Source organism: Pseudomonas sp. GL-R-19, assembly GCF_019956375.1.
Classification (GTDB): Bacteria; Pseudomonadota; Gammaproteobacteria; order Pseudomonadales; family Pseudomonadaceae; genus Aquipseudomonas.
Window position 1 is genome coordinate 66,512 of the sequence record NZ_JAHBDJ010000022.1, and the last position, 13,814, is coordinate 80,325.

The 13,814-nt window shown below is 61.0% G+C and carries 10 protein-coding genes; 9 read left to right on the forward strand and 1 reads right to left on the reverse strand.

What is annotated here, in order from left to right; translation table 11 throughout:
- Positions 1–11: 11 nt before the first annotated feature.
- A complete protein-coding gene (gene aceE / locus KGA83_RS13040; RefSeq protein WP_223529855.1) occupies positions 12–2,657 on the reverse strand; it encodes a pyruvate dehydrogenase (acetyl-transferring), homodimeric type in 2,646 nt (881 codons plus the stop codon).
- 383 nt (positions 2,658–3,040) lie between these two features.
- On the opposite strand from aceE, the gene glnE reads away from it, so the two are divergent.
- The 9 genes from glnE to KGA83_RS13085 all read left to right on the forward strand — a co-directional run bounded on the left by glnE (position 3,041) and on the right by KGA83_RS13085 (position 13,706).
- A complete protein-coding gene (glnE, locus tag KGA83_RS13045; protein ID WP_223529856.1) occupies positions 3,041–5,980 on the forward strand; it encodes a bifunctional [glutamate--ammonia ligase]-adenylyl-L-tyrosine phosphorylase/[glutamate--ammonia-ligase] adenylyltransferase in 2,940 nt (979 codons plus the stop codon).
- Positions 5,981–6,183: 203 nt separating this feature from the next.
- Positions 6,184–7,218, forward strand: a complete 1,035-nt coding sequence (gene waaF / locus KGA83_RS13050; RefSeq protein ID WP_108218366.1) for a lipopolysaccharide heptosyltransferase II — start codon at positions 6,184–6,186, stop codon at positions 7,216–7,218.
- A gap of 1 nt (position 7,219) precedes the next feature.
- The gene (waaC, locus tag KGA83_RS13055; RefSeq protein WP_108218367.1) at positions 7,220–8,281 is read left to right on the forward strand and encodes a lipopolysaccharide heptosyltransferase I; all 1,062 of its coding nucleotides are present in this window, start codon (positions 7,220–7,222) and stop codon (positions 8,279–8,281) included.
- A complete protein-coding gene (locus KGA83_RS13060) occupies positions 8,281–9,402 on the forward strand; it encodes a glycosyltransferase family 4 protein (RefSeq protein WP_108218368.1) in 1,122 nt (373 codons plus the stop codon). The genes waaC and KGA83_RS13060 overlap by 1 nt, the downstream gene beginning before the upstream one ends.
- Positions 9,403–10,209 (forward strand): lipopolysaccharide core heptose(I) kinase RfaP, encoded by an 807-nt coding sequence (rfaP, locus tag KGA83_RS13065; RefSeq protein ID WP_108218369.1) that lies wholly within the window; start codon positions 9,403–9,405, stop codon positions 10,207–10,209.
- Complete coding sequence (locus KGA83_RS13070) at positions 10,209–10,943, forward strand: lipopolysaccharide kinase InaA family protein (protein ID WP_108218370.1); 735 nt, start codon at positions 10,209–10,211, stop codon at positions 10,941–10,943. Before rfaP ends, KGA83_RS13070 begins: the two co-directional genes overlap by 1 nt.
- The gene (locus KGA83_RS13075) at positions 10,940–11,692 is read left to right on the forward strand and encodes a lipopolysaccharide kinase InaA family protein (protein WP_108218371.1); all 753 of its coding nucleotides are present in this window, start codon (positions 10,940–10,942) and stop codon (positions 11,690–11,692) included. Before KGA83_RS13070 ends, KGA83_RS13075 begins: the two co-directional genes overlap by 4 nt.
- Positions 11,692–13,143 carry a lipopolysaccharide kinase InaA family protein gene (locus tag KGA83_RS13080; RefSeq protein ID WP_115947734.1) on the forward strand — a complete coding sequence of 484 codons (1,452 nt, stop codon included), beginning with the start codon at positions 11,692–11,694 and terminating at the stop codon, positions 13,141–13,143. The genes KGA83_RS13075 and KGA83_RS13080 overlap by 1 nt, the downstream gene beginning before the upstream one ends.
- 227 nt (positions 13,144–13,370) lie before the next feature.
- Entirely contained in the window at positions 13,371–13,706 is a 336-nt protein-coding gene (locus KGA83_RS13085) for a YceK/YidQ family lipoprotein (protein WP_223529857.1), read from the forward strand.
- The last annotated feature ends 108 nt before the right edge of the window (positions 13,707–13,814 follow it).

Sequence of the window (13,814 nt, forward strand, 5' to 3'; positions counted from 1 at the left end):
AAAATCTCTCCTCAGCAGTCCAGTGGGTTGCGTTTTTCCGGGTTGATACCGAACTTGGCGATGGCCTCGGCCACCACTTTAGGTTCGATGTCGCCACGGTCAGCCAGTGCTTCCAGGGCTGCCAACACCACGAAATGACGGTCGACTTCGAAGAAATGACGCAGTTTCTTGCGGCTGTCGCTGCGGCCGAAACCGTCGGTGCCCAGGACTTTGAATTCCTTGGACGGTACCCACTGACGGATCTGCTCGGCGAACAGTTTCATGTAGTCGGTAGACGCAATGACCGGACCTTTACGGCCGTTCAGGCACTCTTCGACATAGCTCAGCTTAGGCTTCTGGCCCGGGTGCAGACGGTTGGTGCGTTCAACGGCCAGGCCGTCGCGACGCAGTTCGTTGAAGCTGGTGACGCTCCACACGTCGGCGCCGACGTTGAACTCTTCACGCAAAATCTTCGCTGCTTCACGGACTTCACGCAGGATGGTGCCGGAGCCCATCAGCTGAACGTGGTGCGCCGCTTCGCGGGTGTCTTCCTCAAGCAGGTACATGCCTTTCTTGATGCCTTCTTCGGCACCGGCCGGCATGGCTGGCTGCTGGTACGACTCGTTCATTACGGTGATGTAGTAGAAGACGTCCTGTTGCTCTTCGGTCATCTTCTTCATGCCGTCCTGAATGATCACCGCCAGCTCGTAGCCGTAGGTTGGATCGTAGGTGCGGCAGTTCGGGATGGTGGCAGCCAGCAGGTGGCTGTGACCGTCTTCGTGCTGCAGGCCTTCACCGTTCAGGGTGGTACGGCCGGCGGTGCCGCCGATCAGGAAGCCACGGGTGCGGCTGTCGCCAGCGGCCCAGGCCAGGTCGCCGATACGCTGGAAGCCGAACATCGAGTAGAAGATGTAGAACGGCAGCATCGGCTGGTTGTGGCTGGAGTACGAAGTACCGGCAGCGATGAAGGAGCTCATGGCGCCCGCTTCGTTGATGCCTTCTTCGAGGATCTGGCCCTTCTGGTCTTCCTTGTAGAACATCACCTGGTCTTTATCGACTGGCTCGTAGAGCTGGCCGACGGAGGAGTAGATGCCCAACTGACGGAACATGCCTTCCATACCGAAGGTACGGGCTTCGTCCGGGATGATCGGCACGATGCGCGGACCGATTTCCTTGTCCTTGACCAGCTGCGCGAGGATCCGCACGAAGGCCATGGTGGTGGAGATTTCACGGTCGCCCGAGCCGTCCAGGATCGCCTTGAGGGTGTCCAGTGGCGGCGTCGGGATGTTGAAGCTCTTGGCGCGACGCTGAGGTACGAAGCCGCCCAGTGCGGTACGACGCTCGCTCAGGTAACGGGCTTCGGCGCTGCCTTCTTCCGGTTTGAAGAATGGCAGGTTTTCCAGTTCATCGTCCTTGACCGGGATGTCGAAGCGGTCGCGGAACAACTTCAGGCTTTCGACATCGACCTTCTTGGTGTTGTGCGCAGTGTTTTTCGCTTCGCCGGCACCGGTGCCATAACCCTTGATGGTCTTGGCCAGGATGACGGTCGGTTGTTCTTTGTGGTTGACCGCTTCGTGGTACGCCGCGTAGACCTTGTACGGGTCGTGGCCGCCACGGTTGAGCTTCCAGATCTCGTCGTCGGACAGGTCTTCGACCATTGCCTTGAGTTCAGGCGTGTTGAAGAAGTGTTCACGCACGAACGCGCCGTCTTTGGCTTTGTAGTTCTGGTACTCGCCGTCGATGACTTCGTCCATGCGGCGTTGCAGGATACCGTCGACGTCCTTGGCCAGCAGTGGGTCCCAGAAACGGCCCCAGATGACTTTGGTCACGTTCCACTGGGCACCGCGGAACACGCCTTCGAGTTCCTGGATGATCTTGCCGTTGCCGCGAACCGGGCCGTCGAGGCGCTGCAGGTTGCAGTTGATGACGAAGATCAGGTTGTCCAGTTTCTCGCGGCCGGCCAGGGAAATCGCGCCCAGGGATTCCGGCTCGTCGCACTCGCCGTCGCCCAGGAAGCACCAGACTTTCTGTTTGCCCGGCTGGATGAAGCCACGGTGTTCCAGGTACTTCATGAAGCGTGCCTGGTAGATCGCCTGGATCGGGCCCAGACCCATGGATACGGTCGGGAACTGCCAGAAGTCTGGCATCAGCCAAGGGTGCGGGTAGGACGACAGGCCTTGACCATCGACTTCCTGACGGAAGTTGTTCATCTGGTCTTCGGTGATGCGGCCTTCCATGAATGCGCGGGCGTAAACGCCTGGCGAGGTATGGCCCTGGAAGTAGATCAGGTCGCCGCCGTGTTCGTCGCTCGGTGCCTGGAAGAAGTAGTTGAAGCCGATGTCATACAGGGTCGCACTGGAAGCGAAGCTGGAGATGTGACCGCCGAGGTCGGAATCTTTCAGGTTCGTACGCATTACCATGGCCATCGCGTTCCAGCGTACCAGCGAGCGAATGCGGCGTTCCATGAACAGGTCGCCAGGCATGCGTGCTTCGTGGGTAACGGGGATCGTGTTGCGGTAAGGCGTGGTGATGGCGTAAGGCAACTGCGAACCGCTGCGGGTCGCGAGTTCACCCATACGGGTCATCAGATAGTGAGCACGGTCTTCGCCTTCTTTGTCGAGAACCGATTCCAGGGCGTCCAGCCATTCCTGGGTTTCGACGGGATCGAGGTCTTGCATGGCTTGCTCCAGGGCGGAAAGGCTACCAGAATCGGTTGCCTGAGTTAGCGACTGGCCTTGTGGGCAGACGTTATGAATTCTTGGATTGCCGACAGGTTGTTCCGGCGGCGTGTAGTTTTACTACAAATCTTCCGGCATTTCAGCCCGTCTAATGTATATACGAGTAGTAAAACTACAGATGAGCGGCTTGTAGCCCCCGGCTGCGTTGTGAGAATAATCGTTAAGGTTGGTCTTTTTCCAACTACAAAAGGTAAAAGCTTGATGCTGGCTGCCAAAACTAAAGAAATTTCAGCTATTTCTAACTTTTGTTCGACAGTCCCTCAGGTAGTGAGTTTTCGAAAACCACTACATGCAGTCCGTTATACGCCGATCAAGGATAGACCATGAGCCTCCCTTCGCTTGCCGAACTGCCCGCCATTCTCCTGCCGTTGGTCACTCGCGCCGAGCAGTCGTTCCGGGCTGCCGTCGCTGCCCTGGACGATGACCATGGGCTGTCCACCTGGACGCCGGAACGCTGGGCGCAATTTGCCCGCGTGACCGCTGCCAGCGATTTCGTGATTGAACAGTGTATTCGTGACCCTTTGATGTTGCTGGCGTTGGTGCAGTCCGGCGAGCTGGACCGCCGCTTCGCTCCCGGTGAGTTGTGCGCGCAGATTGCCGCTGCCGTGAGCGTGGCCGAGACCGATGATCAGCTTGCTCGCGCCTTGCGCCGTCAGCGTGCACGCCATCAGGTGCGGATCATCTGGCGCGACCTGACCCGTCAGGCTGACCTGGTCCAGACCTGTCGCGACCTCTCGGACATGGCCGATGCCAGTATCGATCAGGCCTATCAATGGTTGTACGTGCGGCACTGCCAGCAGTTCGGCGTGCCGACCGGGCGGCGTAGCGGCGAGCCGCAGCAGATGGTCGTTCTCGGCATGGGTAAGCTCGGTGCCGTGGAGTTGAACCTGTCCTCGGACATCGACCTGATTTTCGCCTACCCCGAGGGCGGCGAAACCGTCGGTGTGAAACGCGCGCTGGATAACCAGGAGTTCTTCATTCGTCTGGGCCAGAGGCTGATCAAGGCCCTGGACCCGATGACCGTCGATGGCTTTGTATTCCGCGTCGACATGCGCTTGCGACCTTACGGTTCGTCCGGCGCTCTGGTGCTGAGCTTCAACGCGCTGGAACAGTATTACCAGGACCAGGGGCGCGACTGGGAACGCTACGCGATGATCAAGTCGCGGGTGGTGGCTGGCGATCAAGTAGCTGGCGCGCAACTGCAGGAGATGCTGCGGCCGTTCGTTTACCGGCGCTACCTGGACTTCTCGGCCATCGAAGCGCTGCGCACCATGAAGCAGCTGATCCAGCAGGAAGTGCGGCGCAAGGGCATGGCCGACAACATCAAGCTCGGTTCCGGCGGTATTCGTGAAGTCGAGTTCATTGCCCAGGCGTTCCAGCTGATTCACGGCGGCCGCGATCTGAGCTTGCAGCAACGCCCGCTATTAAAGGTGCTGAGCACGCTGGAAGGTCAGGGTTACCTGCCGCCGGCCGTGATCGGCGAGCTGCGTGAGGGTTACGAGTTCCTGCGTTACACCGAACACGCGATTCAGGCGATTGCCGACCGCCAGACGCAGATGTTGCCCGATAGCGAGCAGGATCAGGCGCGTATTGCCTTTATGCTGGGTTTCGCCAACTGGACGGCCTTCCACGAACAATTGATGTATTGGCGCGGCCGCGTGGCCTGGCACTTCGGGCAGGTGATCGCCGATCCCGACGAAGAGCAGGGCGCCGAAAGCGAAGTGGTGGTCGGTGGTGAGTGGTTGCCGCTGTGGGAAGAGGCCCAGGACGATGAGGCCGCTTGCCGCCAACTGGAAGAGGGTGGCTTCAAGGATGCCCCCAAAGCCTTGAAAGCCCTGGCCGGCTTGCGCAGCAGCCCACAATTGAGGGCAATGCAGCGTCTGGGGCGCGAACGCCTCGATGCTTTTATTCCGCGTTTGCTGGCACAGGCCGTGGAACATGACAATCCGGACCTGGTACTGGAGCGGGTGCTGCCGCTGGTCGAAGCCGTAGCCCGTCGTTCTGCGTACCTGGTGCTGTTGACTGAAAACCCCGGTGCGCTACGGCGCTTGCTGACGCTGTGCGCGGCGAGCCCGTGGATCGCCGAGCAAATCACCCGTTTTCCGCTGCTGCTCGACGAACTGCTCAACGAAGGCCGCTTGTTCAAGCCGCCACTGGCGCCAGAGCTGGCGGCCGAGTTGCGCGAGCGTCTGACGCGCATTCCCGAGGACGACCTCGAGCAGCAAATGGAGGCCCTGCGTCACTTCAAGCTGGCGCACCGCTTGCGGGTGGCCGCCTCGGAAATCGCCGGCAGCCTGCCGCTGATGAAAGTCAGCGATTACCTGACCTGGCTCGCCGAAGCGATCCTGGAACAAGTGCTGGCACTGGCCTGGCGCCAGACCGTGGCCAAGTACGGCACGCCGCTGCGCACCGATGGCACCTTGTGCGATCCCGGCTTCGTCATTGTCGGTTATGGGAAAGTCGGCGGACTGGAACTCGGGCATGGTTCGGACCTGGACCTGGTGTTCATCCACGATGGCGATCCGCAGGCTGAAACCGACGGACCCAAACCCATCGATGGCGCACAATTTTTCACCCGTCTGGGGCAGCGGATCATTCATTTGCTGACGGCGCAGACTAACTCCGGGCAGTTGTATGAAGTGGACATGCGTCTGCGGCCGTCCGGCGCGTCGGGGTTGCTGGTGAGTTCTCTGGGGGCGTTTGCCCGTTATCAGGAGAACGAAGCCTGGACCTGGGAGCACCAGGCGCTGGTGCGGGCGCGAGTGCTGGTGGGCAGTCAGGATGTCGGCCAGGCATTCGAGAAAGTCCGCGCCGCGATATTGGGCAAGACGCGTGATTTGCCGACCCTGCGCCAGGAGGTCAGCGAGATGCGCGCCAAGATGCGCGATAACCTCGGCAGCAAGAGCACGGCGGCCGGCACCGGGGCAAATGCCTTCGAAGCCACGGCGCCGTTCGATATCAAGCAGGACGCTGGAGGTATCGTCGATATTGAATTTATGGTGCAATACGCGGCCCTGGCGTGGTCCGAAACACACCCGCCATTGCTGCGCTGGACGGATAATATCCGCATTCTGGAAGAGCTGGAGCATGAAGGGCTGATGCCCGTCGAAGATGCCGGCCTGTTGCGTGAAGCGTATAAAGCGTACCGTTCCGCCGCCCACCGGCAGGCCTTGCAGAAAGACCCCGGGGTGATTCCGGGCGACCAGTTCGCAGACGAGCGGCAGCAGGTCATGCGGATCTGGCGTGAGCTGGGGCTAAGCTGAAACGGGATATTTGATACGCCAATATCCCCTGTAGGAGCGAGCTTGCTCGCGATGGTCGTTAACGATAACGCGGCGAGCCTGACACCCCGCGGAGTTCTCGGGTTCATCGCGAGCAAGCTCGCTCCTACAGTAGATTTGCGTTGTTCTGTAGAATTTTCGAGGCGGGGAGGCGTAGGCCTCCCCGGTTCGTTTATGGAAACCACATGAAAATTCTGATCGTTGGGCCCAGTTGGGTCGGTGACATGGTGATGGCGCAGACACTGTTCCAGTGTCTGAAACAACGCCACCCGCAATGCGAAATCGACGTGCTGGCCCCCGAGTGGAGCCGGCCGATTCTTGAGCGTATGCCCGAAGTTCGCCAGGCCTTGAGCTTTCCGCTCGGTCACGGTGTGCTGGAACTGGCGACGCGTCGGCGCATCGGCAAATCCCTGGCCGGCCAGTACGACCAGGCGATCCTGTTGCCCAATTCCCTGAAGTCGGCGCTGGTGCCGTTCTTTGCCGGCATCCCGAAGCGCACCGGCTGGCGTGGCGAGTTTCGCTATGGCCTGCTCAATGACGTGCGCACGCTGGATAAGGATCGTTACCCGCTGATGATCGAGCGCTTCATGGCCTTGGCGTTCGAGCCGGACGTTGAGCTGCCAAAGCCGTATCCGCGTCCGAGCCTGCAGATCGACCCGGTCACCCGCGAGGCGGCACTGGCCAAATTCGGCCTGACCCTCGACCGTCCGGTGTTGGCCCTGTGCCCTGGTGCCGAGTTTGGCGAGTCCAAGCGCTGGCCGTCCGAGCATTACGCCAAGGTTGCCGAAGCGAAGATCCGCGAAGGCTGGCAAGTCTGGCTGTTCGGATCGAAAAACGACCATGCCGTGGGCGAAGACATCCGCGCGCGGCTGATTCCCGGTCTGCGTGAAGAGTCTGTGAACCTCAGTGGCGGCACCTCGCTGGCCGAAGCCATCGACCTGATGTCCTGTGCAGATTCTGTGGTGTCCAACGACTCCGGCCTGATGCACGTCGCCGCCGCGCTGAACCGCCCGCTGGTCGCGGTCTACGGTTCGACGTCGCCGGGTTTCACGCCACCGCTGGCCGAGCATGTCGAAATCGTACGCCTGGGCATCGAGTGCAGTCCGTGCTTCGATCGCACCTGCCGTTTCGGTCATTACAACTGCCTGCGCCAGCTCATGCCGCAGGCCGTGAACGAAGCCTTGCAGCGGTTGCAAGGCACTGTGGTCGAGGTCAAATAGCTTGCGGGTTCTGTTGATCAAGACTTCTTCGCTGGGCGACGTCATTCACGCGTTACCGGCGTTGACCGATGCGGCGCGGGCGATTCCCGGCATCAAATTCGACTGGGTGGTGGAAGAAGGCTTTGCCGAGATCCCGACCTGGCATCCGGCGGTGGGCAAGGTGATTCCGGTGGCGATCCGTCGCTGGCGCAAAAACATCTGGCAGACCATCAAGAGCGGCGAGTGGAAGCGCTTCAAGCAAAGCGTGCGCGCCACCCAATATGACTTGGTGATAGACGCCCAGGGCTTGCTGAAAAGCGCCTGGCTGACCCGTTACGTCAAGGCTCCAGTGGCCGGCCTCGATAAAAGCTCCGCACGCGAGCCCATTGCTGCGCGCTTTTATGATCGACGTCTGGCCGTTGCCCGTGGGCAGCACGCGGTGGAGCGAGTGCGTCAGTTGTTCGCCATTGCGTTGGGCTATGACTTGCCCAAAGGTCTGGGCGACTACGGACTGAATATCGAGCGCCTGGTGGAGTTGCCGCGCAAGAATCCTTACGTGGTGTTTTTGCACGGCACCACCTGGGACACCAAGCACTGGCCCGAAGCCTACTGGCGCGAGCTGACCGAACGGGTCGGCTACCTTGGCGTCGGGGTGAAGTTGCCCTGGGGCAATGCCCTGGAGAAAGCCCGGGCCGAGCGTATCGCCGCGGGTTTCAAGCACGCCGAAGTGCTGCCAAAACTGAACCTGGCGGGTGTCGGCAAGGTGCTGGCCGGCGCGCAAGCCTGCGTGGCGGTCGACACCGGTCTTGGTCATCTGGCCGCCGCGCTGGATGTGCCGACGTTGTCGCTGTTCGGCCCGACCAACCCGGGCCTGACAGGCGCTTATGGCAAGGTGCAGATTCACATGGCCAGCGACTTCCCTTGTGCGCCGTGCCTGCAAAAGAAATGCACTTATCAGCCGACGGCTGAAGATGCCCGTCAATTTGACCTGAAACGCGAGTGGCCGTTGTGCTTCACGCGTCTGAATCCCGAGCGTGTCGCCAGCCGACTGAGCACGTTGTTAATGGCTGAGGAGTTGCGCTGATGCAATTGGCATTTGTCCTGTACAAATATTTCCCGTTCGGCGGCTTGCAGCGCGACTTCATGCGAATCGCCCTGGAGTGCCAGAAGCGTGGTCATCAGATTCGCGTCTACACGCTGATCTGGGAGGGTGACGTGCCGCCGGGTTTCGAAGTGCTGGTGGCGCCGGTCAAGGCGTTCTTCAACCATCGCCGCAATGAGAAGCTCAGCGAATGGATGGCGGCGGACCTGGCCAAGCGCCCGGTCGACCGCCTGATCGGCTTCAACAAGATGCCGGGCCTGGACGTCTACTACGCCGCCGACGGCTGCTTCGAAGACAAGGCGCAGAACCTGCGCAACTCGCTGTATCGCCGTTGGGGCCGCTATCGCCACTTCGCCGAATACGAGCGGGCGGTGTTCGCCAGGGACGCCAAGACTGAAGTGTTGATGATTTCCGAGGTCCAGCAGCCGCTGTTCATCAAGCATTACGACACGCCGCTGGAGCGTTTCCACCTGCTGCCACCGGGTATCGCCCAGGACCGTCGCCGACCGGCGGATGCCGATGAAATTCGCTCCGGGTTCCGCGCTGAATTCGATCTCAAGGACGACGAACTGCTGCTGGTGCAGATTGGCTCCGGGTTCAAGACCAAGGGCGTGGACCGTAGCCTCAAGGCACTGGCGGCATTGCCTGCCGAGTTGAGGAAACGCACCCGGCTGTTTGTAATTGGCCAGGATGACCCCAAATTATTCCAGATGCAGAGTGCGACATTAGGGCTGGGCGACAACGTCACGTTCCTCAAGGGGCGCAGTGATATCCCGCGTTTCCTGCTGGGGGCCGATCTGTTGATCCACCCGGCGTACAACGAAAATACCGGCACCGTGCTGCTCGAAGCGCTGGTGGCTGGCCTGCCGGTGCTGGTGAGCGCGGTGTGCGGGTACGCCCATTACATTGCCGAGGCCGACGCCGGCCTGGTGCTGGACGAACCGTTCGATCAGGCACAGCTGACGCAGTACCTGACCGGCATGTTGAACGACGCTCAAGCAAGGGCGGCCTGGAGCCGCAATGGTCTGGCCTACGCTGAGACGGCCGATCTCTACAGCATGCCGCAGCACGCGGCCGATGTGATTCTGGCGGAGCACGCTTAAATGAAGTTGATGCTGGCTGAACCGTTCAAGAGCCTCTGGGCCGGACGCGACCCGTTCGCCGAAGTCGAGGGGCTCAAGGGCGAGGTGTACCGCGAGCTGGAAGCGCGCCGGACTTTACGCACGGAAGTCGATGGCAACGGATTTTTCGTGAAAATCCACCGTGGCATCGGCTGGGGCGAAATTTTCAAGAACCTGCTCACTGCCAAGCTTCCGGTATTGGGGGCCGGTCAGGAGTGGCAGGCCATTCAGCGCCTGCAGCAAGTTGGCGTGCCGACCATGACCGCCGTCGCGTATGGCGAGAAGGGCAGCAACCCGGCCGACCAGCACTCGTTCATCGTCACCGAGGAGCTCGCGCCCACGGTCAGTCTCGAAGATTTCAGTATCAACTGGATCAAGCAGCCACCGGAGCCAAAACTCAAGCGCGCGCTGATTGCCGAAGTCGCACGCATGACCGGCATGATGCACCGCGCCGGGGTCAACCACCGCGACTGCTACATCTGCCACTTCCTGCTGCACACCGACAAACCGGTGACCTCGGACGACTTCAAGCTCTCGGTGATCGACCTGCACCGCGCCCAGACCCGCCCGGCGATCACCTCGCGCTGGCGCAACAAGGATCTGGCAGCCCTGTACTTTTCCGCGCTGGACATCGGCCTGACCCGCCGCGACAAGCTGCGTTTCCTCAAGGGCTATTTCCAGCAGCCGCTGCGTCAGATCCTGATTGAAGAGGCGTCTTTGCTGGCATGGCTCGATGGCAAGGCCAACAAGCTCTACGAGCGTAAACAGCGATACGGGGATGCGCTCTGATGTCGGGTTGGAAACTGGAACCGGCCTACAGCGAACTGGCCGATGACTTTGGCAGCCTCGAGGCTGTGTTTGCGCTGCAAGGCGAGCGTTTGACCAGCGATCTGCTTTCGGAGGTCATCCGGGTCGAGCGCAATGGCGTCAACTATTACGTCAAGCGCTACGTGGGTGCTGGCAAAGGCTTGCGGCGTTACCTGGGCAAGCCTCGGGTGAAGATGGAGTGGCAGAACCTCAAGCGCTTCGCCAAGTGGGGCATCCCCACTGCCGAAGTGGTGGCCTGGGGGCTGGAGCGGCGCGGTGCGGCCTACGCTCGCGGCGCGATGATTACCCGGGAACTGCCGCGTACCGAAGACTTGTCGGCACTGGCCGAGCGACGCGACCCGAAATTGTCGGATCGCGCCTGGGTCGATACCGTCAGTCGTCAGCTAGCCCAATACACCCGGACCATGCACGACCACCGCTTCACCCATAATGATTTGAAGTGGCGCAACCTGCTGATCGACGATGAGGCTCGAGTGTTTTTGATCGATTGCCCCAACGGCGATTTCTGGCGCGGTTTCTGGCTCAAGTACCGTATTACCAAGGATCTGGCGTGCCTGGACAAGGTCGCCAAGTATCAACTGTCGGCGACCCAGCGCCTGCGCTTTTACCTGCAATACCGCAACCGGACCCGGCTCAACGCTGCGGACAAAAAACGCATCCGGCATGTGGTGAGATTTTTCGAGGGGCGCGAATGACTGATTTTCTGGCCGCTGAAGACCGTGCACTGCTTGAGCGCCACGGCCTCGGCACATTCGAAGCACTCTGGGCCAAGCAACTCGATGCGGTGGACGAACCCAACACCGGTCGCGGCGGCTGGAGCAGCGTGTTTCGGCTGGATCTGGAAGGTCATGGTTTCTACCTCAAGCGCCAAAGCAACTATCTGACCCGCACGTTGCGCGCTCCGTTTGGCGAGCCGAGTTTCGCTCGCGAGTTTCGCAACATCTCCCGTTACCGGAAAATGGGCATACCGGCACTGGAAGCGGTGTTCTACGGGGAGCGCAAGGTCGATGGAGAAGTCCGCGCGATCCTGATGACCCGTGCCCTGGACGGCTGGGACGACCTCGACTCGCTGTTGCAGCGCTGGGCTGAATTGAGCCCTGAGCAGCACTCGGAAATCCTCAAGGCCAGTGGCGAACTTGCCCGGCAGCTGCACGCTGCACGCCAGGTGCATGGGTGCTTCTATCCCAAGCACATTTTCATGCGCGCCACCGGCAACGGCTATCAGGCTCAATTGATCGACCTGGAAAAGACCCGACCACTGCTGTATGGGCAGCGTGACCGAATCAAGGACCTGGAACCGTTGACGCGCCGCGCGCCCGAGTGGAGCGAGTCGCAACTGCGGCAATTGCTGGCCGCCTATCTGGATCAACCTCAGGACAGCTCGTTGATCGACAGCTGGCTGGGGCGTTTGACGACGCGGCGCAGCCAAAAGGGACCACGCTGATGCGTTTATCCAAGTTGAAGTCCGTCGGCCGCAATCCGGCATTGCCGCTGAGCGTTTCGCTGGCCGATGCCGCCGGCCCTGCCGATCTGCAACTGCTGAGCCTCTTGCGGGTGTTGCCGGGGCAGCGTTATGTCGGTGCCGGCGTCTGGCGTGGCCGGCCGGTGTTGGCCAAATTGCTGGTCGGCAGCAAGGCTGCGCGGCACTTCCAGCGGGAGCTGGATGGCGTGCGCTTGCTTGCCGCTCAAGGATTGACCACGCCGCAGCTGTTGGCCGATGGCCTGAAAGAAGGCGAGGGTGGTTGGCTGCTGTTCGAGTTTCTGGAGGGCGCCGAAAGCCTTGGTGATACCTGGAAACAGGTTGAGCAGCAACCGGTTCTGTCCGATGGGCAAGGGGCAGTGCTGGCCGAGGCGTTAGGCGCGATCGGTCAGATGCACCGCAAAGGTCTGTGGCAGGAGGACCTGCACCTGGACAACCTGCTGCGTCAGCGTGGTCGCCTGTACTTGATCGACGGCGCCGGGATTTGCTCCGAAACGCCGGGACAGCCGCTGTCCCGGCAGAAGGTCCTGGAAAACCTCGGGGTGTTCTTCGCCCAGTTGCCGAAGTCGATTGAGCCCTTCATTGAAGAATTGCTGGTGTATTACCTGCTGAGCAACGGCGAACACGCCCTGCCCATGGAAGTGTTGCAGAAGCAGATCGACAAGGTCCGCAGCTGGCGCCTCAAGGACTTCCTGATCAAGGTCGGTCGCGAGTGCACGCTGTTCAGCGTCCAGCGCGGGGCCTTCGGATTGCGGGCGATTCGCCGCGAGGAAGAGCCGTCGATGGTGCCGGTGCTGGAGCATGCCGATGCCTTGCTCGATCAGGGGCATCTGTACAAGACCGGGGGCGCGGCGAGCGTCGGTAAGGTCGAGGTGGATGGCCGCACGCTGGTGATCAAACGCTACAACATCAAAGGCTTCGCCCACTGGCTCAAACGCTTCTGGCGCCCGAGCCGGGCCTGGCATTCGTGGCGCGAAGGCAACCGCCTGGCGTTCCTCGGGATCGCCACGCCCAAGCCGCTGGCGTTGCTGGAAACGCGTTTTCTGTGGCTGCGCAGCCGGGCGTACCTGATCACCGAGTATCTGGCGGGGCCGGACATCATCGAACGTTTTGCGCCGTATGTTGAAAGCGGTGCTGCACCGGAAGCCGAGCTGGCGGCGCTGGATCATTTGTTTGCCGAGCTGATTCGCGAACGCATCAGCCATGGCGACTTCAAGGGGCATAACCTGTTCTGGCAGCAGGATCGCTGGGCGCTGATCGATCTCGATTCGATGTGCCAGCACAGCTCCCTTGGCAGTTTCGCCCCGGCGTATGCAAGGGATCGCGCGCGGTTCATGCGCAACTGGCCTGAAGGCAGCGCCCTTTACCAGGTCATCGATCAGCGGTTGCCCAAGGACATCTCCAGCGCGGCCTGAATCCTTTTCGCGAGCAAGCTCGCTCCCACAGGGATCGTTGGTGAACACATAGCCTGTGAATGCCTCGCTCCAAATGTGGGAGCGAGCCTGCTCGCGAAGAGGCCCGAACTGCCAACCGAGAAAGCAGACAAGTTCTTGTGATCCGTCCTACGCGATCTTGGGATGCCATGAACTGTGGCCGAAATCGCCTCGATGCTAGTTTGCCTGACGTTCTCGGAGGGCAGGCTGTGACGATCAAAATGGCAGTTTCAACGGGTGTTTTATCAGTGTCGCTAATGGGCTGCGGGACCGCCGCCACCGTCCTGCAGGATGACGCCCAGGCCGCGCAAGGGCTGCGTCGGCAGAAGACCTATTGCCAGTCCATCCCGCGAACCTACAGCGGCCTGGCTTACGACTTCTGCGTATTGAATGCACCGCCAGACCCTACGGGTATCCTTGTGCCGCTCGTATTGGTGGACCTGGCCGTGTCTGGCGCGCTGGACACCGTTGTCTTGCCGTACACGATTTACCGGCAAAGCGTGGACGGCAATATTTCCATCTATTGGCGACCCGCGCGCGGATAAAAATGCCGCGAGGTCCCCGCCGCAGTTGCTGGCCGTTTGCGGCTAGAGGTTTGCCGCTGCTTTTAAGCTATAATCCCGCCCTTTAGCTGTCTCTCGCCCCTTGCGAGG

Bases quoted from the DNA above. Each gene is read 5' to 3' on its own strand.
- aceE (WP_223529855.1), bottom strand. From the start codon at position 2,657: ATGCAAGACCTCGATCCCGTCGAAACCCAGGAATGGCTGGACGCCCTG.
- glnE (WP_223529856.1), top strand. From the start codon at position 3,041: ATGAGCCTCCCTTCGCTTGCCGAACTGCCCGCCATTCTCCTGCCGTTG.
- waaF (WP_108218366.1), top strand. From the start codon at position 6,184: ATGAAAATTCTGATCGTTGGGCCCAGTTGGGTCGGTGACATGGTGATG.
- KGA83_RS13060 (WP_108218368.1), top strand. From the start codon at position 8,281: ATGCAATTGGCATTTGTCCTGTACAAATATTTCCCGTTCGGCGGCTTG.
- rfaP (WP_108218369.1), top strand. From the start codon at position 9,403: ATGAAGTTGATGCTGGCTGAACCGTTCAAGAGCCTCTGGGCCGGACGC.
- KGA83_RS13070 (WP_108218370.1), top strand. From the start codon at position 10,209: ATGTCGGGTTGGAAACTGGAACCGGCCTACAGCGAACTGGCCGATGAC.
- KGA83_RS13075 (WP_108218371.1), top strand. From the start codon at position 10,940: ATGACTGATTTTCTGGCCGCTGAAGACCGTGCACTGCTTGAGCGCCAC.
- KGA83_RS13080 (WP_115947734.1), top strand. From the start codon at position 11,692: ATGCGTTTATCCAAGTTGAAGTCCGTCGGCCGCAATCCGGCATTGCCG.